Source organism: Streptomyces sp. cmx-4-9 (genome assembly GCF_046548835.1).
Taxonomy (GTDB): Bacteria; Actinomycetota; Actinomycetes; order Streptomycetales; family Streptomycetaceae; genus Streptomyces.
Window position 1 is genome coordinate 360234 of sequence record NZ_JAEBEE010000002.1, and the last position, 23493, is coordinate 383726.

At 75.1% G+C, this 23493-nt stretch carries 21 protein-coding genes; 8 read left to right on the forward strand and 13 right to left on the reverse strand.

Annotated elements, in window-relative coordinates:
• Positions 1-102: 102 nt before the first annotated feature.
• From ACLJTM_RS07730 to ACLJTM_RS07745, 4 genes are all read right to left on the reverse strand, one after another.
• Entirely contained in the window at positions 103-714 is a 612-nt protein-coding gene (locus tag ACLJTM_RS07730; protein WP_411102669.1) for a hypothetical protein, read from the reverse strand.
• Between the two features lie 217 nt (positions 715-931).
• A complete protein-coding gene (locus tag ACLJTM_RS07735; protein WP_411102670.1) occupies positions 932-1756 on the reverse strand; it encodes an MOSC domain-containing protein in 825 nt (274 codons plus the stop codon).
• Between the two features lie 58 nt (positions 1757-1814).
• Positions 1815-2315 carry a DUF6643 family protein gene (locus ACLJTM_RS07740; RefSeq protein ID WP_411102671.1) on the reverse strand — a complete coding sequence of 167 codons (501 nt, stop codon included), beginning with the start codon at positions 2313-2315 and terminating at the stop codon, positions 1815-1817.
• Between the two features lie 246 nt (positions 2316-2561).
• Positions 2562-3740 (reverse strand): glycosyltransferase, encoded by a 1179-nt coding sequence (locus ACLJTM_RS07745; protein WP_411102672.1) that lies wholly within the window; start codon positions 3738-3740, stop codon positions 2562-2564.
• A 181-nt stretch (positions 3741-3921) separates the two neighbouring features.
• On the opposite strand from ACLJTM_RS07745, the gene ACLJTM_RS07750 reads away from it, so the two are divergent.
• Complete coding sequence (locus ACLJTM_RS07750; protein ID WP_411102673.1) at positions 3922-4713, forward strand: glutamate racemase; 792 nt, start codon at positions 3922-3924, stop codon at positions 4711-4713.
• Between the two features lie 154 nt (positions 4714-4867).
• On the opposite strand, the gene ACLJTM_RS07755 is transcribed toward ACLJTM_RS07750, so the two are convergent.
• Positions 4868-5800, reverse strand: a complete 933-nt coding sequence (locus ACLJTM_RS07755; RefSeq protein ID WP_411102674.1) for an ADP-ribosylglycohydrolase family protein — start codon at positions 5798-5800, stop codon at positions 4868-4870.
• Positions 5797-6381, reverse strand: coding sequence for a TetR/AcrR family transcriptional regulator (locus ACLJTM_RS07760; RefSeq protein WP_411102675.1), 585 nt, complete (start codon positions 6379-6381; stop codon positions 5797-5799). The genes ACLJTM_RS07755 and ACLJTM_RS07760 overlap by 4 nt, the downstream gene beginning before the upstream one ends.
• Before the next feature lie 93 nt (positions 6382-6474).
• On the opposite strand from ACLJTM_RS07760, the gene ACLJTM_RS07765 reads away from it, so the two are divergent.
• The 4 genes from ACLJTM_RS07765 (at position 6475) to ACLJTM_RS07780 (ending at position 10584) form a co-directional block, all read left to right on the forward strand.
• A complete protein-coding gene (locus ACLJTM_RS07765) occupies positions 6475-7599 on the forward strand; it encodes an FAD-dependent oxidoreductase (RefSeq protein WP_411102676.1) in 1125 nt (374 codons plus the stop codon).
• A gap of 186 nt (positions 7600-7785) precedes the next feature.
• Complete coding sequence (locus ACLJTM_RS07770) at positions 7786-8301, forward strand: hypothetical protein (RefSeq protein WP_411102677.1); 516 nt, start codon at positions 7786-7788, stop codon at positions 8299-8301.
• Positions 8302-8366: 65 nt separating this feature from the next.
• Positions 8367-10061: an apolipoprotein N-acyltransferase gene (gene lnt, locus ACLJTM_RS07775; RefSeq protein ID WP_411102678.1), complete on the forward strand. Its 1695-nt coding sequence runs from the start codon at positions 8367-8369 to the stop codon at positions 10059-10061.
• A 37-nt stretch (positions 10062-10098) separates the two neighbouring features.
• The gene (locus ACLJTM_RS07780) at positions 10099-10584 is read left to right on the forward strand and encodes an NUDIX hydrolase (RefSeq protein ID WP_411102679.1); all 486 of its coding nucleotides are present in this window, start codon (positions 10099-10101) and stop codon (positions 10582-10584) included.
• Positions 10585-10643: 59 nt separating this feature from the next.
• On the opposite strand, the gene ACLJTM_RS07785 is transcribed toward ACLJTM_RS07780, so the two are convergent.
• Positions 10644-11360, reverse strand: coding sequence for a trypsin-like serine peptidase (locus ACLJTM_RS07785; RefSeq protein ID WP_411102680.1), 717 nt, complete (start codon positions 11358-11360; stop codon positions 10644-10646).
• Between the two features lie 383 nt (positions 11361-11743).
• Between ACLJTM_RS07785 and ACLJTM_RS07790 the strand changes: the two genes are divergently transcribed.
• Entirely contained in the window at positions 11744-13033 is a 1290-nt protein-coding gene (locus tag ACLJTM_RS07790) for an ATP-binding protein (protein ID WP_411102681.1), read from the forward strand.
• Positions 13034-13421: 388 nt separating this feature from the next.
• On the opposite strand, the gene ACLJTM_RS07795 is transcribed toward ACLJTM_RS07790, so the two are convergent.
• The 5 genes from ACLJTM_RS07795 to ACLJTM_RS07815 form a co-directional block, all read right to left on the reverse strand.
• Positions 13422-14072, reverse strand: coding sequence for a hypothetical protein (locus tag ACLJTM_RS07795; RefSeq protein WP_411102682.1), 651 nt, complete (start codon positions 14070-14072; stop codon positions 13422-13424).
• Complete coding sequence (locus tag ACLJTM_RS07800; RefSeq protein WP_411102683.1) at positions 14069-15721, reverse strand: serine/threonine-protein kinase; 1653 nt, start codon at positions 15719-15721, stop codon at positions 14069-14071. Before ACLJTM_RS07800 ends, ACLJTM_RS07795 begins: the two co-directional genes overlap by 4 nt.
• A 116-nt stretch (positions 15722-15837) precedes the next feature.
• Positions 15838-17094, reverse strand: a complete 1257-nt coding sequence (locus ACLJTM_RS07805; RefSeq protein WP_411102684.1) for a Tm-1-like ATP-binding domain-containing protein — start codon at positions 17092-17094, stop codon at positions 15838-15840.
• 48 nt (positions 17095-17142) lie between these two features.
• Complete coding sequence (locus ACLJTM_RS07810; RefSeq protein ID WP_411102685.1) at positions 17143-17622, reverse strand: NUDIX domain-containing protein; 480 nt, start codon at positions 17620-17622, stop codon at positions 17143-17145.
• Between the two features lie 71 nt (positions 17623-17693).
• Positions 17694-18800, reverse strand: coding sequence for a cation diffusion facilitator family transporter (locus ACLJTM_RS07815; RefSeq protein WP_411102686.1), 1107 nt, complete (start codon positions 18798-18800; stop codon positions 17694-17696).
• Between the two features lie 177 nt (positions 18801-18977).
• On the opposite strand from ACLJTM_RS07815, the gene ACLJTM_RS07820 reads away from it, so the two are divergent.
• Positions 18978-21392: an FHA domain-containing protein gene (locus ACLJTM_RS07820; RefSeq protein WP_411102687.1), complete on the forward strand. Its 2415-nt coding sequence runs from the start codon at positions 18978-18980 to the stop codon at positions 21390-21392.
• The gene (locus ACLJTM_RS07825; RefSeq protein WP_411102688.1) at positions 21389-22051 is read left to right on the forward strand and encodes a hypothetical protein; all 663 of its coding nucleotides are present in this window, start codon (positions 21389-21391) and stop codon (positions 22049-22051) included. Before ACLJTM_RS07820 ends, ACLJTM_RS07825 begins: the two co-directional genes overlap by 4 nt.
• 116 nt (positions 22052-22167) lie before the next feature.
• On the opposite strand, the gene ACLJTM_RS07830 is transcribed toward ACLJTM_RS07825, so the two are convergent.
• Complete coding sequence (locus ACLJTM_RS07830; RefSeq protein WP_411102689.1) at positions 22168-23454, reverse strand: streptophobe family protein; 1287 nt, start codon at positions 23452-23454, stop codon at positions 22168-22170.
• Positions 23455-23493: the final 39 nt, after the last annotated feature.

Here is a 23493-nt window from a genome sequence, read left to right on the forward strand (position 1 = left end):
CCCCCACCCTCGTCCTCACGCTGTCGCAGCGACCGGAGCCGCACGAAGCCGACTGATCTGGCCGTCCCACCGTAGCGCGCGCGGAGCCGGTGAGTTGCCAGGTCAGCTGCCCGCACCCGCCCGGCCCCAGTCCGGTCCGGCCGCCGCCCACGCACGGTCCAGACATATGTACCGCCGATGCATGAGCCGGCGTACGACCAGCCGCCGGACCGTCTCCACCAGCACGGCCGCGCAGATGGCGGCCGCCAGACCCGCCACGCCCGCATGGAAGGAGGCCGAGGACGGGTCGAGCGGCTGTCCCACCACCCGGCCGTGCGTGTCGGTCCAGATCCGGAACCGGTCGCCGGGGCGCGGGGGTTCCTCCGCGGCCGGCACCGTGCCCTCGTGCGGGCTGCCGTCGGGCGCCGTCCAGGATGCCACGATCGGCGTGCGCTCCGGGGCCTGCTGCTGCGCCGACGGGTCGGCCGAGGCGCCCGCGAGTGACGCGGGAGCCCGGCGCACCACCGTCGCCGGCACGAGGTACCGCTCCTGCTGCTGCTCCCGCGCCGCCTGCTGCAGCGTGCTGTCCACCCGGATTCCCGCGAGGCAGCCCACGGCAGGGGCCACCACCAGCAGGCACACCAGGGCGGCGAAGGCCACCCAGGCCTCGACGAGGTCGGTCGGTCTGCGCAGCGGATTGCGCCGCCAGCGCCATACACCCATCACTGTCCGCACGGTCCGGCTCCCCCTCGCCCCCGTCTGTCCGTCAGTCCTGCTGCCGTCCCGGTCCGGTGCGCGGTCGACGCACCGTCCCGGCAGGCCCCACTCCCTCATGACGCGTCACGGGTGTGCAAGGCCTCGGTTGATCCAACGGCCCTGCCGTGCACGTTGGTTCCAGTCGTTCTCGAGAGCCCCTCGAAGGTGTCATTCCCGCAGGGGTGTTCGTGGGGAGTCATCCCAGGACGCGGACTTCGTCCCCCACGCGCACGGTGCCCGGCCGCACCGGCACCAGCTGTCTGCCGAAGGCCAGCGACGTGCCGATCCGCCGGTGCCGGGCCAGCGTCGCCAGCGGCTCCTTGCCCCGCCGCGCCGTGCGCTGGTCGGTGGTGGTGACGATGCACCTGCCGCACTCGCGTACCCCGCGGAAGACGGCGTCGCCGATGGCGAGGCGCTCCCAGGCGTCCTCGGCCCACGGCTCTCCGCCGCCGACCACCACGCTGGGCCGGAACCGGTCCATGGGCAGCGGGCCCTCCTGCGGATGGTCCCCCTGCGCGATCAGCGCGTTCAGTGCCTCCAACGAGGCGAGGGTGGTGGCCAGCAGGGGATAGCCGTCGGCCAGGCTCACGGTTTCGCCCGGCAGTGCGTAGTGCGGGTCCACGGGCCGGCGTACGGCCGGATCGTCCAGGTGCACGAGCCGTGCGGGGACCCCGAGGTAGGCGCCGAACCAGTCGGCCGCGGCGCCGGCCGCGGCCACGGTCGGGACCTTCTTGCCGAACAGGAGGACCGGCTCCAGCCTCCCGTGCACAGGCACCTCCACGACCAGTTCGGCCATGCCCGGCGCGGACACCGCGACCGCCCCGCCCCCGGCCGGACGGGCCGAGGCCAGGGCGAGGCGCGGCTGCTGGCGCTGGGTGATGACCGTGCCCCCGGCGTCCACCAGCGCCCACCGCCGGTCCCCGGACAGGCCCCAGGGCTCCACGACCGCCTCGCCGGGGGCGGTCCCCGCCAGCGACTTGACGGGGTGCATGTGGAGCGCCTGGACATACAGATTCGCCATGGGGGCATCCTGCCAGCCGCCCCCGGTGCCTCCCCAGTGGGTGTGTCCGGCGGGTCGGTCAGTAGCCGCGCCCCTGGTACGGGCGGCCGTACGGGTCCTCGTACAGGGCTCCCGGAGCCTGGGCCTGTGCGGGGCGCGGCGCGGCGGGGCGCATGGCCTCGTACCCGGTGCCCGCGGCGACCGGGCGGGGCTGCTGCTGCTGGGGGTGCGGCACGTACCCGGCGCGGGCTGCGACGGGCTGCTGCTGGGGGATGTACGGCGCAGGGGCGTGCTGCAGGGGCATCGGCTGCGGCGCTGCCTGCTGCTGGTACGGGTAGCCGTACGCCGGGGCCTGCTGCTGGGGCATGGCCGGGGGCAGCGCGGGCAGGGAGGAGGCGAGGGCCGGCAGGTACCCGCCGCTCGAATACCCGGCACTCGGGGAGTCGTAGGCGGCGGGGACGCGGATCGGGGCGATCTGCGGGGTCCCGCGTTCGGCGACGAGGGAGTCGTAGATGGGGGTGTCCGGGAAGGAGGGCGCGGAGTAGTAACCGCCGCCATAAGTGGAGCGGGGGGAGGTCATGGGACCTAAGTTAAGCCCACGACTTCACGGGGTCCATAGCGAGGTGTGACCAACACCGCCCTGACCTGCATATTCGCAGGTCAGAACCCCAGGTTCCCCTGGGCGATCACGTGCACGATTCGCCACTTCCGCCCCATCTTGCTCCTACTCGTACTCATCCGTTGTGCCGTGCACCGACTTGCTGTTGACGCACCGTCACCACGCGATGACCTCGCAGAACGCCCTTGAGCACCGCAGTTCACCGCGTCAGGCGTCGCTCGGGCGGGCGTAGGTCCGTCCCTTCCAGGCGGCCCCGCGGCCCTGGTAGTGGCGGACGGCCGAGTCGACGGTCATCAGCAGGTACAGCAGTGCCGTGAAGGGGAGCAGCAGCGCCAGCGCCGCGGGCTGGCGGTAGTGGCGCACCATCGGCAGGTAGGTGCCCGCCATCAGCAGCCAGGCCAGGCCGCCGGCCCAGGCGAGGACCGGCCGGCCGGCTCCCAGCCCGCCGAGCAGCGCCGCCGGCGGCACCAGGTAGACGAGGACCAGCCCGGCGACCGTGCCGGCCAGCAGCGCCGGCCGGTGGCGCAGTTGCGCGTACGCGCTGCGCGCAACCATCCGCCACAGGTCGGCGAGGGCCGGGTACGGGCGCACGCTGTCCACCCGCTCCGCGAGCCCGAGCCAGATCCGGCCGCCGGCGCCCTGGACCGCGCGGGCGAGCGACACGTCGTCGATGACGGCCTGCCGGATGGAGTCGGGCACGCCCGCCCGGACGGCGGTGGCGGTGCGCAGCAGGACGCAGCCGCCCGCGGCCGCCGCGGTGCGGGAGCCCGGGCGGTTGATCCGGCGGAACGGGTAGAGCTGGGCGAAGAAGTAGACGAAGGCCGGGACGACGAGCCGCTCCCAGAAGCCCACCGTGCGCAGCCGCGCCATCTGGGACACCAGGTCGAGGTCGGCGGAGGTCGCGGCGGCCACCAGTTCGCGGAGGCTGTCGGGCTCGTGCGCGATGTCGGCGTCCGTGAGCAGCAGGTACTCGGGCTCATCGGCGTGCGCGGTACGGGCGAGCGCGATCCCGTGCCGCAGCGCCCACAGCTTTCCGGTCCAGCCGGGGCCGGGGTCACCGGGGGAGACGACCGTCAGGGGCAGCCCGGGCTGCTCGTGGGACAGCCGCCGCGCGAGCTCGCCGGTGCCGTCCGTGCTGCCGTCGTCGACCAGGATCACCTCGGCCTCACCGGGATAGTCCTGGGCGATGAGGGAGGGCAGGCTGTACGGCAGCACCTGCGCCTCGTCCCGGGCCGGGACGACGATCGCGACCGAAGGCCACCGGGCCGGTGCGGCGCGCGGCGGCAGACGCACGTCGGTACGCCAGAACATGCCCTGCGCGAAGGTCAGCCAGAGCCAGGCGCCGAGGGAGGCGCAGGCGGCACAGACGGCGAGAAGGGTCCCCATGGCGGCAGTGTCCCGCGCTGCGCCCCGGCTGTCGCGCACCCGCGCGGCCCCGCGCGCCGCGGGCTCCCGGCGGAAGGCCCCCGGCGGAGGGCCCCCGGCGGAGGGCTGCCCGGTGGCCGGACGGCGCCCCGGGCGGCCGGACCGGGCCGGTGCCCGCAGGGGTGTCGACTAAGGTGGCCGCGTGAAGATCGCGCTCATGGACTCCGGAATCGGCCTCCTCGCGGCGGCCGCCGCGATGCGGCGGCTGCGGCCGGACGCCGATCTGCTGCTGTCCTCCGACCCCGACGGAATGCCCTGGGGGCCGCGGACCCCCGCCTCGCTCACCGGACGGGCGCTGTCCGTCGCCCGGGCCGCCGCGGCCCACCGGCCCGACGCGCTCATCGTGGCCTGCAACACCGCCACCGTGCACGCCCTGCCGACGCTGCGGGCCGAGCTGGAGCCCGCAATCCCCGTCATCGGGACCGTCCCGGCGATCAAACCCGCCGCCGCCGGCCGCGGCCGCGTGGCCATCTGGGCCACCCCCGCCACCACGGGCAGCCCCTACCAGCGCGCACTGATCCGCGACTTCGCCGACGGAGTCCCCGTGACCGAGGTGCCCTGCCCCGGGCTCGCCGACGCGGTGGAGCACGCGGACGGGGCAGCCGTCACCGCCGCCGTGGCCGCGGCCGCCGCCCTCACCCCCGCCGAGGTCACGGACGTGGTCCTCGGCTGCACCCACTACGAACTGGTCGAGACGGCCATCCGGGCCGCCCTCGCCGACCGGACCGGCGGCGCCGGCCTCACCTTCCACGGCTCCGCCGACGCCGTCGCCGTCCAGGCGCTGCGCCGCATCGGCGCCCGGCCCGAGCCCGGCCCGCCCGCCACCGGCACCCTGACGGTCCTGCGCAGCGGCCGCCAGGAGGACCTGCCGGCCGCCGCCTTCGCCTACGCGGAGGGCCGCCTCCTCGCCGGCCGGGGCGCCGTCGTCGCCTAGTGCCGCTGACCGGAGAGGTTCACCGGGTCGCGGCGGCCCGGCACGGTACCTCGCGGCGTTGTCGGACCCCGCACGTCCGGTACGAGACATGGCCTCCGCCTTGCGATGAACCGCACCGGACGCCGCGACCCGGCACACCTCTCCGGTCACGGCACTAGCGGCCCCCCGGGCCGGCCTCCGCCAGCCGGCGGGCCAGCTCCCGCAGGTCGCCGGCGTCCAGCACACGGCCTCCGTGGCCGGGCAGCGGGACGTGCAGGGGGCCGGTCCACTGCTCCGGTACCGCGTCCTGTCCGTACCGGGCCCCGGCGAGCGCTCCCGTCACGGCCGCCACCGTGTCGGTGTCCCCGCCCAGGTCCACGGCTGCCCGGACGGCCTCCGCGAACCCCCCGGTCGTCCGCACGGCCCAGACGGCCGAGCCCAGGCAGGGCCAGACCGCGCCGTTGAACTCGGTGGCCAGGTCCGGGTGCCAGTCGGGGTCCAGCACCCGGCCGTACCGCTCACGGTGGTCCGGGTGCACCGCGGCCAGCGCCCCGGGGAGGGCGGCCAGCGGATCGGCGCCGTCCAGGGCCGCCCGTACCAGCTCGTGCAGCAGGGCCGTCCCCTCCCATGCGGCCCGGTCGCCGTGGGTCAGGGCGGCGATCCGCCGGGCCGCGGCCATGCTCCGCTCCCGGCCGGCGGCGGCGAAGTACACCGCCGAGGTGGCGGCCCGCATCAGCGAACCATTGCCCGCCGCCCGGATGTTGACCTGAAAGTGCAGGGCGGCAGCCGTGTCCCACGGGTCGCCGCTCGTCAGCACCGCCTCGGTCTGGAGTCCGATGTCCTTGGGCTCCCCCGCGGCCCACCGCCGGAACCGGTCGAAGACGTCGGGCAGTTCGAGCCCGCCGCACTCCAGCAGGGACTCCGCCACCAGGACGGCCATCTGCGTGTCGTCCGTGGCCTCGCCGGGATCCCAGCCGCCGCCCCCGCGCATCTCCGTTCCGCCCGCGGCAAGTCGGCCCGCGGGGCCGAACTCGTACGGGGCCCCCAGGGCGTCCCCGGCGGCCGAGCCGAGGACGGCGCCCACGGCCCGGTCGAGCCGCGTGGTCATCTCGGCTCTTCCCGGCGCAGGGCGGCGACCAGGCCGCGGGCGAAGCCGTCCAGGTCGTCGAGGCCGGCGGCGGCCAGTGTGCCGGGGGAGTCGGCCAGCAGGTGCAGGAGGGCCCCGTGCAGGGCGAGCGTCAGGGTGCGGGCCTGCTCCGGCCCGCCGAGCAGCCCGGCGGAGCGCAGCAGCTCCGCGTGTGCGGCGAAGTCGGCCGCGCCGATCGGGTCGAGCAGGGCGCCCAGCCAGGGCTGCCGGGCCGCTTCCGTCCGGAGTTCCTGGTAGGCCAGGAGGCGCCTGCGGCCCGGCCCGCGGACGTCGTGGAGCATTGCGGCGAGCAGCGCCGCCAACTCCCCGGCGTCGGCGGGGCCGGGTCCCGTCAGTGCCGCGGCCAGGTCCCGGTACTGCTCCAGGCACCGTTCGGCCACGGCCCGCAGCAGTGCGTCACGCGTGGGGAAGTAGTTCTTGGCGGTACCGGCGGGCACCGCCGCGGCCGCATCGACCGCCCGGTGCGTCAGCCCGCGTCCGCCGGCTTCCGCGAGCACCCCGACGGCGGCATCCCGCAGCCGGTCCCTCCGTTCCGGATTCACCTGGCCAGGATAACCACATCCGTGGTACCACAGGTGTGGCACCACGGATGTGGTGGACGGCCGGTCGCGCACGCTGAAGGCGAAGGGATCGCCATGGGACGCACCACGGGCAGGAGCAGGGGCACGGGCAGGGGCAGGGCCGTCGTCGTCGGAGCCGGGGTCGGCGGGCTGGCCGTGGCCGTCGGCCTGCGCCGGGCGGGCTGGGAGGTGGCCGTCCTGGAACGCCGCAGCGCCCTCGACGGCTACGGGACGGCCTTCGGCATCCACCCCACCGCCCAGGCCGCGCTCGACCGCCTCGGCCTGGGCGACGCCCTGCGGGCCCGCGCAGTGCCCTACCGTGCAGCCCGGATCCGGCGCCCCGACGGCACGGTCCTGGCCGCCCTCCCGCTCGAACGGATCGAACGGAAGGCAGGTCGACCCGAACTCCTGATATCGCGGCCCTATCTGATGGACATCCTGCTCAACGGCCCGGACGGGCCCGGCGGCGCGGGGATCGCCTACGGGCAGCACCTCACCGACCCGGCCGCCCTCGACGCCGACCTCGTCGTCGGCGCCGACGGCATCAACAGCGCCGTTCGCACCGCCTGTTTCGGCCACCGCAGCCGCCCGCGCGGACTCGGCACGGTCGCCTGGATCGGCACCGCCGGATTCGAGGCCGGCCGGTACGGGGAGACCTGGGGTGCGGGCCGCTTCTTCGGGACGACCCCGGTGGAGCCGGGGCGCACCAACTGGTACGCCACCCTCCCCGGCCCCTTCCCGGCCTCCTCCACCACCGGCCCCGCCGAACAGCTGCGGGCGGCCTTCGCCGGGTGGCACGACCCGATCCCGCGCATCCTGGCCGAAGGCGACCCGGCCGAGTGGATCCGGTACGAGCTGCGCCACCTCTACCCGGCGCTCCCTGCCTTCACCGCCGCCGGCCGGGTCGCCCTCGTCGGCGACGCCGCCCACGCCATGACGCCCCACCTCGGCCAGGGCGCCTGCACGGCCCTCCTCGACGCGGAGGCCCTGACCCGCGCCGTGGCGGCGGCCGGGCCGGAGCGGCTGCCCGCCGCCCTGCGCGCCTACGACGCCGAGCGCCGCCGCAGCGCCCAGCGGGTGGCCTTCGCCTCGCGCACGCTGCACCGCTTCATGACCGGCCGCCGCCCGGCGCTGCGCGACGCCCTCGTCGCCCTGCTGCCCGGCGGGAGCCCCGCCGGGGACGCCGACCCGCGGCCCTGAGGCGCCGGGCCCGCTCGGCGTCGTCCCCATCGTCCGGACGGGCCAGTGACACCCGCGTGTCCCGGCCCCGAGGACCCCGGCTCCGGTCCAGGTCACGAGCGCGCGGGCGGGCCGTGCACGAGGCACGCCGAACCGGCGGGCCGGGAGGCGGTGGCGGGCCTGCGGAACGTGAGTACGCTGCTAGTCATGACCGGTCACCCCCCGGGTCCGCTCTGGACGGGCCGGGCCTCCAACCGAGCGCAGTGGCTGCTCGCGGCGGCCGGCGCCGCCTGCCTGGCCCTCGGTATCGAACTCGCCGTCGACAACGCCTGGACCGCCGGCATCATCCCGCTGCTGATGGCGGTGACCGGCTGCCTCGCCGCCGGACTGCTGATCCTCTACGGCACCCTCGCCTTCGTCCACGTCGCGGTGACCGTCGACTCCGAGGCCCTGGAGGTGCGCTGCGGCCACATGGGCCTGCCCCGCCGCACCATCCGGCTCACCCAGGTGGCCTCCGCCGAGTTCCTTCCGTGGGTCACCCCCCAGCAGTGGGGCGGCTGGGGCCACCGCTGGCGGCCGGAGAAGGGCACCGCGATCATCGTCCGGCGGGGCGAGGGCCTCCAGTTGCAGCTGGCCGACGGCAAGCGGTTCACCGTCACCGTCGACGATGCGGAGAACGCCGTCCTCGTCATCCGGGCCCACCTGCGGGCGCTGGCCCGCTGACGGCCGGGCGGACTCCCGGCGGTCCTTGACCGGCCCCCGGCCGGGGGCCACGTACACTCCGCCAGATGAGCAGCAGCGCCACCCGCGCGGCCGGGAACGAGCCCGCGCAGCCCCCCGACCGGACCGCACCGGACTCCGCGGCCCTCCGCGCCGGATCCGCCGGCCACGACGCCCCCGAGGCCGGGACGCCCGCCGCACGGAAGGCAGCGCAGAAGAGCGCGCGGAAGGCAGGGCGCAGGGACGCGCGCACGGCGTTCTGGCCGCGCGCCGCGGCGGCCGCGGCCGCCGGCGTCCTGCTCTACCTCAGCTTCCCGCCGCGCCCGCTGTGGTGGCTGGCCCCCTTCGCCTTGGCGCTGCTCGCCGGGTGCCTGTACGGCCGCCGCGCCCGGTCCGGCTTCGGCATCGGCTTCTTCGCCGGGCTGGGCTTCCTGCTGCCACTGCTCGCCTGGACGGGCGCGGAGGTCGGCCCAGTGCCGTGGCTGGCGCTGGCCGCCGTCGAAGCCCTGTACCTCGGCCTCACCGGCCTCGGCATCGCCCTCGTGAGCAGGCTCCCCGCCTGGCCGCTGTTCGCCGCCGCCGTCTGGGTCGCGGGCGAGGCACTGCGCGCCCGGGCGCCCTTCGGCGGTTTCCCCTGGGGCAAGCTCGCCTTCGGCCAGGCCGACGGGGTCTTCGCCCCGCTCGCCGCCCTCGGCGGCACCCCGGTGCTGTCCTTCGCCGTGGCGCTGAGCGGATTCGCGCTCTACGCCCTCCTGCGCACCGCCCGCAACCAGCCGCGCCGGACCGCCGCCGCGCTGGCCGTACTCACCGTCGCCGCCCCGATCGGCGCCGGCCTCGCCGCGCGCCCCTTGGTCTCCGACGCGGCCGAGGACGGCACCGCCGTGGCCGCCGTCATCCAGGGCAACGTGCCGCGCCTCGGACTCGACTTCAACGCGCAGCGCCGCCAGGTCCTGGACAACCACGCCCTGCGCACCCGCCAGCTCGCCGAGGAGGTCACGGCAGGGACCGTCCCCCGCCCCGACTTCGTCCTCTGGCCGGAGAACTCCTCCGACCTCGACCCGTACCTGGAAGCGGACGCCTACGCGGCCATCGACTCGGCCGTCAAGGCCATCGGGGTCCCGGTGGCGATCGGATCCGTCCTGGTGCCGGAATCCGGACCGCTGCGCAACACCATGATCCTCTGGGACCCGGTCGCGGGACCGACCCGGACCTACGACAAGCGCAAGATCCAGCCCTTCGGTGAACGCATCCCCATGCGGTCCGTCGTGCGCCTCTTCAGCTCCGACGTGGACCGGGTCCGCCGCGACTTCGGCCCCGGCAAGGAGCCCGGGGTCTTCGACATGGCCGGCAGCCGCGTCGGCATGGTCACCTGCTTCGAGGCGGCCTTCGACGACGCCGTCCGCTCCACCGTCCGGGCCGGGGCCCAGGTCATCGCCGTACCCAGCAACAACGCCACCTTCGGCCGGTCCCAGATGACCTACCAGCAGCTCGCCATGGACCGGATCCGGGCCATCGAGCACAGCCGGACCGTCCTCGTCCCCGTCACCAGCGGTGTCAGCGCGGTCATCCGCCCCGACGGCAGGATCGTGCAGCAGACGAAGCTGTTCACCGCGGACGCGCTGGTCGCCGAGATCCCGCTGCGCTCCTCCCGCACCCCCGCCACGGTCGTCGGACCGCTGCCCGAGTACGCCCTGCTGCTCGCCGCCGCGTCCGGTCTCGGCTGGGCCGTGACGCGCCGGATGCGCGACCGCCGCGCCGCGTGACCCCGTCCGGCCGCGCGGGGCCTCGTAGGGTCGGGGCATGACCACACCCGATTACATCCGCGCGATCCGCGCCACCGCCGGGCACCAGCTGCTCCTGCTGCCGGGCGTCACGGCCGTCGTCTTCGACGACCTGGGCCGGGTGCTGCTCGGCCGCCGGTCCGACACCGGCCGGTGGTCCGTGATCGGCGGGATCGCGGAGCCGGGCGAACAGCCCGCGGAGACCGCGGTGCGCGAGGTGTACGAGGAGACGGCGGTGCGCTGCGTCCCGGAACGGGTCGTCCTCGTCCAGATGCTGGCGCCCATCACCTACGGGAACGGCGACGTCTGCCAGTTCCAGGACATCACCTTCCGCTGCCGGGCGACCGGCGGTGAGGCGCGGGTCAACGACCACGAATCCCTCGAAGTGGCCTGGTTCGCGGTGGACGCGCTGCCCGAGCTGGAGCCTTTCGCGCTCGACCGGATCCGGCAGGCACTGCGCGACGAACCGACCTGGTTCGAGGCGCCGGGCCTGGTCCTCGACTAGACCGCGGCTCGCGGCTCGCGGCACTCTCGGCTGTCGGCTCCCGCCGGGGCGGACGGCGGTCAGCCGGCGTCGGACGCCTCCCGGTACAGCTCCACCGCCCGGTCGCCCAGCACCGCGCTGTACGAGACCTCCGGCACGGCCCCGCCCTCCTCGTACCCCCCGAGCACTCCGGCCAGCGCACCGTCCACCAGCCAGGGGCTGCCGCTGGTGCCGCCGCTGAGGTCCGGGCAGCCGATCCGGCGCTGCGTCTCGGAGAACAGGTCGGTGGTGTTGGCGCAGCGCACCGGGGCCTCGTCGTCCCGCGGGTACCCGAGGACGGTCACCGTGGCCTCGTCCGGCTGCCCGGCGGCCACCGGGAAGCCGCCCACGAGGTCCTCGACGTTCCCGGCCGCACCGTCCCCGGCCGGGGCCACCGTGGCGAAGGCGACGTCCGCGTCCGGGTCCCCGCCGTCGGTCCAGGCCCGCGCCACGTACACGCCGGTGACCTGCCAGGTGCCGTACGGGGCCCTGCCGTCCCGGTAGCCCGGCGCGAAGACGGTGCCCTCCGGGTCGTCCAGGCAGTGCGCGGCCGTGGCGATCACGTCGTGGCCGTCGCTGCGCACCACGGCGGCGGTGCAGAAGTGCCCGCCGTCCAGGCCCCCGGCGAACAGGGCGCCGACCCGGTCGGCCGTGGCGCCGGGCGCGGCCGGAGCACTCTCGCCGAGCGGCGGGAGTGCCGGGGCATCGGGCAGGTCCACGCTGATCAGCGCGGCCATCGCGGCCAGCGCGAGCAGCATCCGGGACGCCCGTCGGGCACGGGCTCGGGTCCGGCGTGCCGGGTGGGGGCGCGGGGGCATGCGGTGGATCATGCCCCGAGCCTGCCCGTCGAACCTTTGCCCGGAGCAAGAAATTCCGTATGAATCCGCTGTGAATCCGGTGCGCCCGGTGTGAAACCCGGACCAGGCGGCCCTTTCCGGCCGGTGAGGCTGCGCCGGCGGACCGTGCCCGTCCATGTCGGCGTCCATGCCGGCGTTCATGCCGGTGTCCATGCCGGTGTCCGCGCCGGTCTATGGACGCGGCGGAGGGTTTGCGGACCCGCTGTTGTGCACCACGGAGCGTGAGCGCCCGGGCCGGGCGCCCCTAACCTCGCCGCAGGAGCACGAACGAGGGGCGGTACCCGGTGAACTGGCTCATCCACGACTACCGCGAGAGCGATCTCGCAGCGGTGGTCCACCTGATCGACACCACGGCCGAACTCGGCCAGGAGTCGGTCTTCTCGCTCGCCGAGTGCATCAGCGCCCTCACCGACCGGCAGCCCTGCGTGGTCGCCGTCCACCAGGGCGTCCCGATCGGCGCGGCCCTGGCCTGCGTCACCGGGGAGCGCGCCTGGGTCATGCGGATCGCCATCGCCGGCGGGTGGCGGGGCCGCGGCCTGGCCTCCGCCCTGCTCGTCGAGCTGGAGCGGCGGCTCATCGCCGCCCGGGTGGGCCGCATCGCGTACGTCCTTCCCGAGGAGGACCTGCTCGGCGAGGGACTGCTCAACGCCGGGTACACCCGGCAGCCCGCCGTCGCCTACTTCGAGAAGACCGAGCCGCTGCACGGGCCGTCCGCGGGCCTCCTCGACGACCTCGGCGGCCGTTTCCTGCCCAGTGGCCTGTGGGCCGCGGTCGCGGGCATGGAGAAGGAGAAGGACCTCATCGAGCGGCGCGTGGTGCTGCCGCTGGCCGAGCCGGAGCGCGCCGCCTCCCACGGGGTCCGGCCGCCCCGCGCCATCACCCTCTTCGGCCCACCCGGCACCGGCAAGACCACCTTCGCCCGGGCCATCGCCTCCCGGCTGGGCTGGCCCTTCGTGGAACTGCTGCCCTCCCGCCTCGCGGACGAGGGCAACCTGGCCGCCGCCCTGCGCGACGCCTTCGCCCGGATCGCCGAACTGGAACGGGTCCTGGTCTTCATCGACGAGGTCGAGGAGATCGCCCCGGTGCGCACCGAGCCGGCGCAGCCCGGCGGGATCCACGGGGTGACCAACGAGCTGCTGAAACTGATACCCGGCTTCCGCGAGGGCGACGAGCGGCTGCTGGTGTGCGCCACGAACTCGATCCGCTCCCTCGACCCCGCCTTCCTGCGACCCGGGCGCTTCGACTACCTGATCCCGATCGGGACCCCGGATGCCGGGGCGCGCGCCGCGATCTGGTCGCGCTACACGGCGGGGCGCGCGGGCGTCGACGTGGACGCCCTGGTGGAGGCGACGCACCTGTTCACCCCCGCCGACATCGAGCACGCCGCACGGATCGCAGCCCAGGTGTCCTTCGAGCGGGACCTGGAGGCGGTGGGTGCGCGCGGCGCGTCGGCCGCGCAGCTCGGCGCCACCACACAGGACTACCTGGCGGCGGTCCGGCAGTGCCGGCCGACGGTGACCCCGGCGATGACGGACGCCTTCGAGGCGGACATCACCGCCCACGCCAGGTTCTGAACCCCGTCCCCCGGTTGCGGCGGGGGACGGACAGGCGAGGCGGCCCGCAGCCACTCCCCAAAGCGGCTGCGGGCCTCCCCGCACGGACATGGCGTCCGTGCGGGACGGTCACGTTCCGGTTGGGGTGTTCGCCGGCTGGAACGTGACACGCAGGGTTGCCCGAGGACGGCCCTGAGCCCTCGTCAACACCTGTGAGTCAACCAGCGGACGGCAGGTCCGGGCTTCGGCCGGACGGCCGGAACCGCCTCGGTCGAACGGCCGAAACGAGCCCACCGCAGCGAACGCCCGGCGGCGAGCACCCCCGCCGCGACCACCCCCGGCGAGCCCCCCGCGAGCGCCGCCGCACCAACCGGACCACCGCGCACCGGCAGAAGCCGGCCGGGACGGACTACGGGCGGCAGCTGTACGTGAAGTCCACCGCGGCCGTGCGCCGCTCCGGGGAGACCAGGTGGAGCTCGGCCCGCGCGCGGTGGCTCCCCGCGCCCCGGAAGGTCCACAGCAGGTGCAGCCGCGCCTCGTGCCGACCGCGCGGAACCCGCTCCGTCAGCTCCTCCGAGCGCGTTCCGTCGCTGCGCACCCAGCGGTACGTCAGGGTCCCGGGCCGCCCGTCGGTCTTCACGACGGCCACCACGTCCGCCGTCGTGTCGCAGGTCGGTCCCGCGGGGTCCGTGGTGACGGCCAGGTCCCGGACCCCGACCGTGGGGGAGAGGCGCTGCCAGCCCAGGTACCCGAGGACCGCGAGCAGGACGCATGCGGCCAGCGCGTACCGGCGCAGGCCCCCGCCCCGGCGGCGCCGCGGCGGGGCGGCGGCGGCCACCGGGAACGGCGCGGGCAGGGCCGCCGTCACCCCGGGCCCGAACCGCAGCACGGACCCGTCGACCCGGTCCGGCGCCACCTCGGCGGGCGCGGCGGGCCCTACGGACACGGCGGGCGCGGCGGGCGCTGCGGGCCCGGCGGTCTCGGCGGGACCGCTGAACCAGTGGCTGCCGAGGACGGTGGCGCTGTAGTCCTCGTCCTGCGGCGGGCGCGGATCGCTCATCGGGGGACCTCCTGGCAGCGCGGAAGGTACTGCGAGGCGGCCGCGGAACCGTTGCCCGCCGCCGGCTTGGTGGTGACCCGGACCCCTCCGTAGCAGCCGCGGTCCCTGCTGAAGGCGTGGGAGCGGACCACGGAGGACGAGCCGGCGGGGAGCACGACCGTCTCCGTCCCGTCGGGCACGGTGTACGCACCCTGCACCCCGCCGAGGAACCACTCCAGGACGACGGTGACCGGACCGGCGGGCCCGGACGTGGCGATCGAGACGGTCGCCTCCCCCCGGTACACGCCGGTCCGCAGCGACACGTCCACCGCGGTGACCTTCAGCGTCGGGGTCGGCATGGGGGTCGGCGTCGGCGTCGGGGCCGGGGTCGGAGTGGGTGTGGGCGTGGGCGTCGGGGTCGGCGCCCCGCCGGCCGTCGGCTTCGGCGTCGTGGTCCCGCTCGCGGAAGCGGAGGGCGAGGCGGAAGCGGAGGGCGACGGGGACGCCGAGGCGGTGGCCGACGCGGAGGTGCTCGGCGACGCGGACGGTCCGGCGCCCGGCGCGGGCGACGGCGGGGCCGAACCCGCGGCGGCCGGGCCCGTCGTCGCGAACGCGCTCAGCGCCGAGGCGCCGCCCGCGGGCGTACCGATCGCGTCGGTGGCGACCAGCAGCACCGTGCCCAGTACCAGCGCGATCCCCGCCGCCAGCCAGCCGCGCCGGCCGGGCGCCCAGCCCGAGCCGCTGCTCAGCGTGGTCGTCGCCAGGGCCGTGGTGCCCGCCGCCTGGGCGGCCGCCGACGGGAACAGCAGCGGCAGCAGGGCCGCCAGCGCGGCCAGCTTGCGCTGGCCGCGCTCCTCCCACTCGGGTCCGTACGCGGCGAGGGCCACGCCCTCCAGCTCCGCCACGAACGCCTCCGCGTTCTCCGGCCGCTCCTCGGGACGCTTCGCCAGGCCCCGCCGGATCAGCGGGCGCACCGGCTCCGGGGCCTCCGTCTCCGGCACCGGCGCCTCGATGTGCTGGACCGCCAGCTCGGCGAAGTTCTCGCCGTCGTAGGGCTTGCGACCGGTCAGGCACTCGAAGAAGGTCGCGGTCGCCGCGTACACGTCGGCCGCGGGCGAAGCCGGACGGCCCTGCCACTGCTCGGGCGCCATGTAGGCGGGCGTGCCGGCCACCCCGGGTGTCGCCCCGTGGTCCGCCGCGATGCCGAAGTCCACCAGCTTCGACGAGCCGTCTCGGGAGACCAGCACGTTCTCCGGCTTGTAGTCCCGGTGGACGACCCCGGCCCGGTGCGCGGCGGCCAGCCCGAGGAGGGAGCCCTTCAGCACCACGAGCGCGGCCTCGGCATCGGCCCGACCGGACTCCTTCAGCACGGCGCGCAGGGAGATCCCGTCCACCAGCTCCATGACGATGGCCGCGCCGCCGGGCGCCTCCACGTACTCGTACAGCCCCACCACACAGGGCGACCGGAGCCCCCCGAGCAGGCGTGCCTCGGCCCGGAACCCGCCCACGAAGGCCGGGTCACGGCGCAGCCGCTCGCTGAGGTACTTCACCGCGACCGCCGTGCCGGTGGCCTCGTGCACCGCCAGCACCACGCGGCCGCTGCCCCCCGAGCCGAGCTCCCTGACCTCCGTGTACCCGGGGACCGACCATGCCGTCCACGTGTCCTTCATCGTTCCCGTCCCCCCTGCCGTGGCGCCGTCGTGTCCCACGGGCGGCCGGTCCCCTGACCGGCCATTCCCTGGGACACGATTTCCGCCACGGCCGGTTCCCTGCCGTGGGGGGTGTCTCAGGCGGCGGCCGAAACCGCTCCGATCATGGCGTGCAGCCGGTCGGCCGCGGCCCGGCCGAACACCGGGTCGTTGATGTGGGTGTCGTAGTCGTAGAGCCGGGCGGCGCTGCCCCGCAAGCCCTCGCGCAGCGCCGAGAACAGGGCCCGGTCCGCGCCGGGGTCATGGTAGGGGCCGCCCGGCGCGCCGAGCGTGGACAGTCCGCGGAGCGGGACGCAGACGGCCGACGGCCCGGTCGACGCCCGCAGTTTGGCGGCGACCCGGCGGCCGAGCTCCGTGCACTCGGCGGCGGTCGTGCGGATCACCGTGATCGACGGGTTGTGCACGTGCACGCGCCGGTAGCGGGCCCGGTCGGGCAGGGTCTCGAACGGCCCGAACTTCACCATGTCCAACGCGCCCAGGCTGACCACCTGCGGTATCCCGGCGCGTCCGGCCGCGGTGAGCCGGTCGGGGCCTGCCGTGAGGATGCCCCCGCACAGGTCGTCGGCGATCTCGCTGAGCGTCAGGTCGAGGACGCCCGCGAAGACCCCCTGGCCTGCCAGGGTCTCCAAGGTCCGGCCGCCGGCGCCGCTGACGTGGAAGACCAGTACCTCGTAGCCGAGCTCGGTCAGCCGTTCGCGGGCCGCGTCCACCCCGGTGGTGGTCACGCCCGCCATGCTCGCCGCGATCAGGGGGCGGGCCCCGCTGCCGAGCCGCGGCGGGCGGCGCCGCTCCCGGCCGGCGCGGGCGTAGGCCCTGGCCATCCCGGCCACCGCCTCGACCGCGTTCGCCAGGACCGGCTCGGAGATGCTGTTGATCCCCGCGATGTCCACCACGCTGTACATCATCGTGATGTCCGCGGTGCCGACGTAGGGGGAGACGTCCCCCGACGCCATGGACGAGACCATGAGCTTGGGTACGCCCAGCGGCAGGGCCCGCATCGCCCGGGAGGCGATGGACGTGCCACCGCTGCCGCCGATCGCGAGTACGCCGTGCAGCCGGCCCTCGGCGTGCAGGCGCAGCAGGGTCGCCTCCGCGCCCCTTGCCATCGTGGTCACGGCCGCGCCCCGGTCGGCGGCCGTGCGCAGGTGCGTCAGTTCCGTTCCCGCGGCCCGGGCCACCGCGTCCCGTGGGACGTCGGCGGGCACCCGCGGCTCGCCCATGATCCCTGTGTCGACCAGTACCACCTCGACGCCGGCGCGCAACAGCCTCTCGCGCAGCCAGCCGTACTCCTCACCCTTGGTGTCCAGGGTTCCCACCAGCACGACGTTCGTCATGTGTGTAATGTCCACGCAGCTCGCCTTCGTTGGCAAGTCAAGGTCGGGTCAACCCTCCAGAAGTTCCTGCAGCCTTTCCAGGAAGGGGACTTGAGGGGGCATCACCTTGACGGCGGCCACCTCGGGGGTGAACCAGGCAACGCTGTCCAGCTCGGGGAAGTCCTGCATCGTCCCGGAGTGCGGGGGCCACTCCATGGAGAAGGTCCCGGGCACCATCAGGGCGGGGTCCAGGTCCGCCTCCACCGCCCAGATGGTCACGAGTTTCCCGCTGGCCAGCCGCACGTCCCCCAGCGGCAGGTACTCGCCCTCCGGCGGCGGCAGCCCGATCTCCTCGGTGAACTCCCGGCGTGCGGCGTCCCGCGGGGTCTCGTCCGGCCCGTACTCGCCCTTCGGAATGGCCCAGCCGCCGGTGTCCCGGCCCGCCCACAGCGGTCCGCCCATGCGGCCGAGCAGGACCTCGAACCCGGGGCCGGGGCCCTCGCCGGTACGGCGGAAGAGGAGCAGCCCGGCACTGCGTTTGCGCGTCATGGGTCCATCCATGCCCCGCCCGCGGCCGGTTCAGTGATCACTGCGCGGCCCGTCGGCGCGGTGGGCTGCGCTCAGTGGTCGTGCGGGCCCTGCCGGTGGACCGGCCCGTGGGCGTCCGCGCAGTGCGGATCGCGGTCGGCGGGCTCCTCGCCGGCCCGGCCGACGGTCAGCACGGAGTCCTGGACGTGGTCCACCTGGAGGGTGGTGTGCGTGATGCCGTACTCCTTGGCCAGCAGCTCCTCCAGGTCGCGCCGGACGGCGTGGCAGTCGCCCTCCTGCTCCACCAGGACGTGAGCGGAGAGCGCCGCCTGCCCGGAGGTGATGGTCCAGATGTGCAGGTCGTGCACCTCGGTGACGGGCGGCTGGCTGACCAGCCGGTCACCCACCACGTCCGGTTCCACGTGGGCCGGAGCAGCCTCCAGGAGGATCCGCCCGGACTCGCGGACCAGGCCGTAGCCCGCCTTCACCATCAGCACCACGACCACGAGCGTGGCGATCGCGTCGGCCTGCCGGAAGCCCGTCGTCAGCACGACCAGACCGGCGACGGCGGTCCCGATGAAGGCGAAGAGGTCGTTCAGGATGTGCTGGTAGGCGCCCTCCACCGCGAGGGAGGAACGATTCGCCCGAGAGATGCACCAGGCCGCCGCCACATTGACCACGATGCCGGCGAGCGCCGTCACCACGACCAGACCGCCCTCCACCGGCGGCGGGTCCACCAGCCGCCGCACCGCCTCGTACGCCAGCCAGACGGCCAGCAGCAGCAAGGTCAGCCCGTTGGCCTGGGCGGACAGTATCTCCGCCCGCTTGAGTCCGTACGTGAAACCGCCGCGCGCCGGGCGGGCGGCCAGCCGCATCGCGATCAGGGCGAGGACGATCGAGACGGCGTCCGTCAGCATGTGGGCCGCGTCGGAGATCAGGGCCAGCGAATGGGCCATGATGCCGACGACCACCTCGACCGCCATGAACGCGGCGATCAGCGTGAGCGCGATCGCCAGCCACCGGCGGTCCGCGTCCGCCGACACCCCGTGGCTGTGGCCACCGGGCCCGTGGCCGTGGTCATGGCCGCCGTGACCACCGTGACCCTGCGCGCCCCGGCCGCCCGGCGCGGGGCCGTCGCCGTGCCCGTGCGCGTGCTCCGGCAGCCGGTCGGCCCCGTACGCGTGGTCGTGCCCGCTCATGACGTCTCCCCCGTCCGGTCGGACCCGCTGGTTCGGTTCCGTCGCGTGAAGTGAAGCGCACCCCGGCGAGATGGGCAAAGGCTGCAACGGGGACCGTTGTCATTACCCATAAGACCGCTCTGACCTGCGCCGACGTCCGCCGCTGCCGGGCGGGGCGGATCGTGGGAAAATCTGCTCATGGTCCAGCGCCCCGGTGTGCCGACCGCGCCCGAGCTTCTCCTGGAGACCGACTCGGGCTCCACGACGATGAGCCCGGACCGCACCTACCACGTCGGCCGCGACCCCCTCTGCGAGATCTGCCTGGAGGACGCCCGCGTCTCCTGGCACCACGCGGTGCTGCGCTCCGTGGGCGACCACTGGACGGTCGAGGACGAGGACAGCACGAACGGGACCTGGGCCGACGGCCACCGCATCCACGCATGGAGCATCGGCGCCGGCACCGAGCTCCGCTTCGGCAACCCCGCGGACGGACCCCGCGCCGTCCTCTCCGGCACCGCGCAGCCGGCCGCGCCCGCACCCCCCGGGCCGCAACCATGGCCCCGCCCGGCGCCCCCGCCCCCGCCGGCAGCGCCCGCGCTGGTCTCCCGCCCCGCCCTGACCGGCACCTTCCGGCAGCCCGCCGCGGTCCGCCCGCTGGCCGCACGCACCGCCGTACGCATCGGCCGCGCCCCCGAGAACGACCTGGTCGTCGACGAACTCGTCGTCTCCCGCCGGCACGCGGAACTGCACTCCCTCGCCGACGGCGGCTACGAGATCACCGACCTCGGCAGCCACAACGGCACCTACCTCAACGGCGCCCCCGTCGATGGCGCCGCCCGCGTGCTGGAGGGCGACATCATCGGCATCGGCCGCTCGGCCTTCTGCCTCATCGGCGACCAGCTCCAGGAGTACGTGGACACCGGCGAGGTCTCCCTCGACGTCCAAGGCCTCACCGTCACCGTCGACCGCGGCCGAAAAACCCTCCTGGACGGGGTCTCCTTCCCGGTCGGCGCCAAATGCCTGCTCGCCGTCGTCGGCCCCAGCGGAGCCGGCAAGTCCACCCTCCTCGGCGCCCTCACCGGCCTGCGCCCCGCCGACCACGGCAGCGTCCTCTACGACGGCCGCGACCTCTACCGCGACTACGCCGAACTGCGCAGCCGCATCGGACTCGTCCCGCAGGACGACATCCTGCACACCCAGCTCACCGTCCGCCGCGCCCTCGGCTACGCAGCCGAACTCCGCTTCCCCCAGGACACCGCCCCGGCCGAACGCCGCGCCCGGGTGGAGGAGGTCATCACCGAGCTGGGGCTCCGGCAGCGCGCCGACCAGAGCATCCACAGCCTCTCCGGCGGCCAGCGCAAACGCGTCTCCGTCGCCCTGGAACTGCTGACCAAGCCCTCGCTGCTGTTCCTCGACGAGCCCACCTCCGGCCTCGACCCCGGCATGGACCGGTCCGTGATGCACATGCTGCGCGGCCTCGCCGACGACGGCAGGACGGTCATCGTCGTCACCCACAGCGTCCTCAGCCTGGACGTCTGCGACCGGCTGCTCGTCCTCGCCCCGGGCGGCCGCACCGCCTACTTCGGACCGCCCGGCGAAACGCTCGGCTTCTTCGGCCACACCCAGTGGCCGGAAGCCTTCGAAGCCTTCGAGAACGAACGGGACCGCGACTGGGCGGGGGAGTACGCCGCCTCACCGCTGCACCGCACGTACGCCGACAGCGCCGGCTTCCCGCACAGCCCCGGCGGGGACCACGCCCACGGCGGATTCCCCGCCGCGCCCCCCAAGGCCCAGAGCTGGGGCTCCCAGCTGTCCACCCTGGTCCGCCGGTACGCGGCCGCACTCAGCGCCGACAAGACCTTCCTCGCCATCATGGTCGCGCTGCCCTTCGTCATGGGAGCCATGGCCCGCGCCCTCGCCGGCAGCTCCCTCACCCGGGAGACCGCCATCAACGCCCTGCTCATCCTGTGCGTCGGCGGAGTCCTGACCGGCGCGGCCAACGCCGTGCGCGAACTGGTCAAGGAGAGAACGATCTACCAGCGGGAACGTGCCGTCGGGCTCTCACGCTCGGCCTACATGATGTCCAAGGTGGTCGTCCTCGGCGCCATCACGGTGGCGCAGGCCGTGGTCCTCACGCTGGTCGCCCTGCTGGGCGTGGACCTCGGCGCCCCGGCCGGCCAGGGCGTCTTCCTGCCACCCCTGGCCGAGATCACCCTCGTCGTCGCCCTGCTCGCGTTCACCGCCATGATGCTCGGCCTGCTGGTCTCCGCCCTCGTCGGCAAGGAAGAGGTCACGATGCCCCTGCTGGTCCTCCTCGCGATCGTGCAGGTGGTCTTCTGCGGAGCCCTCCTCCCGCTGAACGGGGTCCCGGTGATCGGGCAGCTCGCCTGGCTCGTCCCCTCGCGGTGGGCGCTCGGCGCCATGGCGGGCACCATCGACCTCGGCGCGATCGTGCCGGGCACCCTCACGGACGACCCGCTGTTCGCTCACCGCGCCGGAGTGTGGCTGCTGAACGTCGGGATGCTGATCGCCCTGTCCGTCCTGTTCGGCGTCCTCGTCGCCCGCCTGCTGCGGCGCCACGAGCCGGCGATCATGCGGAAGCAGGCCCGATGACCGGCACAGCGGAACCCGGCGGCGAGACGGCGGACTTCCGGCCCACCCACGTCGTGCCCCAGGACGGCATGCCCGCCTGGGAAGCCCCCGACGTCGACCGGCCGACCGCACCCCTGGACCCGTTCCTCCCGGTGCAACTGCTGTCCCGGCGCGGGGCGTGGGCAGAGATCCTCTGCTCCAACGGCTGGTCCGCCTGGGTGGACGGGCGCCTGCTCGTCGCCGTACCGCAGCCGCCGCCGACGGCCGGGGACGAACCCCTGCTGCGCGCCGAGGACCCGCGGCCCCTGCTCGCGCGGAGCGCCGCAGGCCTGGAGCGCTACCGGCAGGCCGTGGAGGAGCTGGCCGCGGGAAACACGGACGCCGAGGGCTTCGGGCGCTCCGTCCACGGCCTGCGCGCCGGGGTCGTCCTCGACGGGGAGTCCGTGTGGCTGTACGACGCCGCCGGCGGGCGCTGGGTGTACGGCGACGGGACCCGCCTGGCGACCTACGCCGTCGACGTACCGCAGGACTCGCAGCCCGACGCACAGACCTCGCCCGCCGGACCCGCCGGACCCGCCGACCCCGTCGAGGTCCAGCTGGACGTCCTGCCCGAGCGGACCGCGGGGAGCGGCCCGACCCGCGTCACGCCCGCACCGGGCGCCGACCCCAGGGAGCAGTGACCGGTACGGGTCACGGGTACGGGTCAGCAGTGACCCGTACGGGTCACGGGTACGGGTCAGCAGTGACCGGTATGGGTCACGGGTACGGGTCAGCACGGGGGCTGCGCCCGCAAGCGTCAGTGGGGGGCGGTCGCAGCGCCCTCCTCGACGCGGCCACCGCGGCGGACCCGCCGGGCCAGAAGGCCGCCCAGGAAGCCCGCGAGCGCGCCCCACAGCAGCGCGAGCCCCACCGTGCGCCACAGCACCGGGTCGAGCGCGGCCGTCCCGCCGAGCCCGTCCACCGACCCGATGCCCAGCAGCGAGAGCCCGAAGCGGGCCTGCACGCGCCCCAGCAGGCACACCGCGAACGTGGCCAGCGCCAAGGACACGCCCAAATGAAGGGCGTGCCCACGGGGCCGGACGTGAGCGGGGGAGCGGACGGCGGCCAGTACACCCGCCGCCAGCAGCAGGCCGGCCGCGACCACCACCAGCCACCAGGCCCGGGAGTCCCGCTCCGCGAGCGAGGCCACGTCGACCGTGGAGGGCGCCGGCCCGCGCAGCAGCTCGTCCAGCAGCTGCGGCACCGGCAGCCCGAACGGCCCCTCCACCCGGCCCTCCCAGGCACCGCCGAACCCGACGGTGAGCGCCATCCAGGCCAGATTGGGCAGCCCGAGCAGCAGCACGGCCCAGGTCCGCGCCGGATGCCCCTGGGTCACCGCCACCACGATCCCGACACCGAGGCCGAGGACGACGTACGCGAGCAGCAGCGCCACCGTGGCGAAGGCCGCGGGGCGCACCGCCGTGTGGAAGCGGACCAGTCCGGCCGGCAGCGGTGCGCGCCGGGAGACGAGCAGCGCGGTCAGCAACAGGCCCAGGATCCAGAGCAGTCCGTACAGCAGGGTGGCGGGCAGGGCGGCACGGAAGCCCGCGGTCGGTGCCGAGTCCAGGAGTTCGCCGATCTCGGAGACGGGGGAGTCGCCGGTCGACAGGCCGAAGGTCCGGCGGGCGAGGAGCCCGGTACCGGTGAGGGCGATCAGCCACAGGACGACCATCGGGACGGCTCGGGCCAGGAGTTCCCCCGGGGCGGCCACCGCCCGGTTGTGCAGCGGGCGCAGGAAGCAGGAGCCGGCCGTGAGGGCGCCGGCCAGGCTCACCGAGAGCGGCACCACCGCCAGGCCCGCGTCCGCCTGCGCCAGGAAGCCCGCCCCGCCGGTGACCTCGACCGAACCCCCCGCCGCCAGCACCACGACGGCCGCCACCACATGCGGAAACGCGCCGTCCGGCAGGTCGCCGGCCCCGGCGCACGCCAGTCCGGCCGCCGCGACCGCGGCCATCACGGCGAAACCCGCGACGACGGCCACCAGGGCGGCACGCCACGCACTGCCGGTCCCTCCGGGCGACGCTGGTGTCGGCGTACGGCTCACCCTCCACGGTAGGCACCCCCGGCGGGCGGCCACCACCCG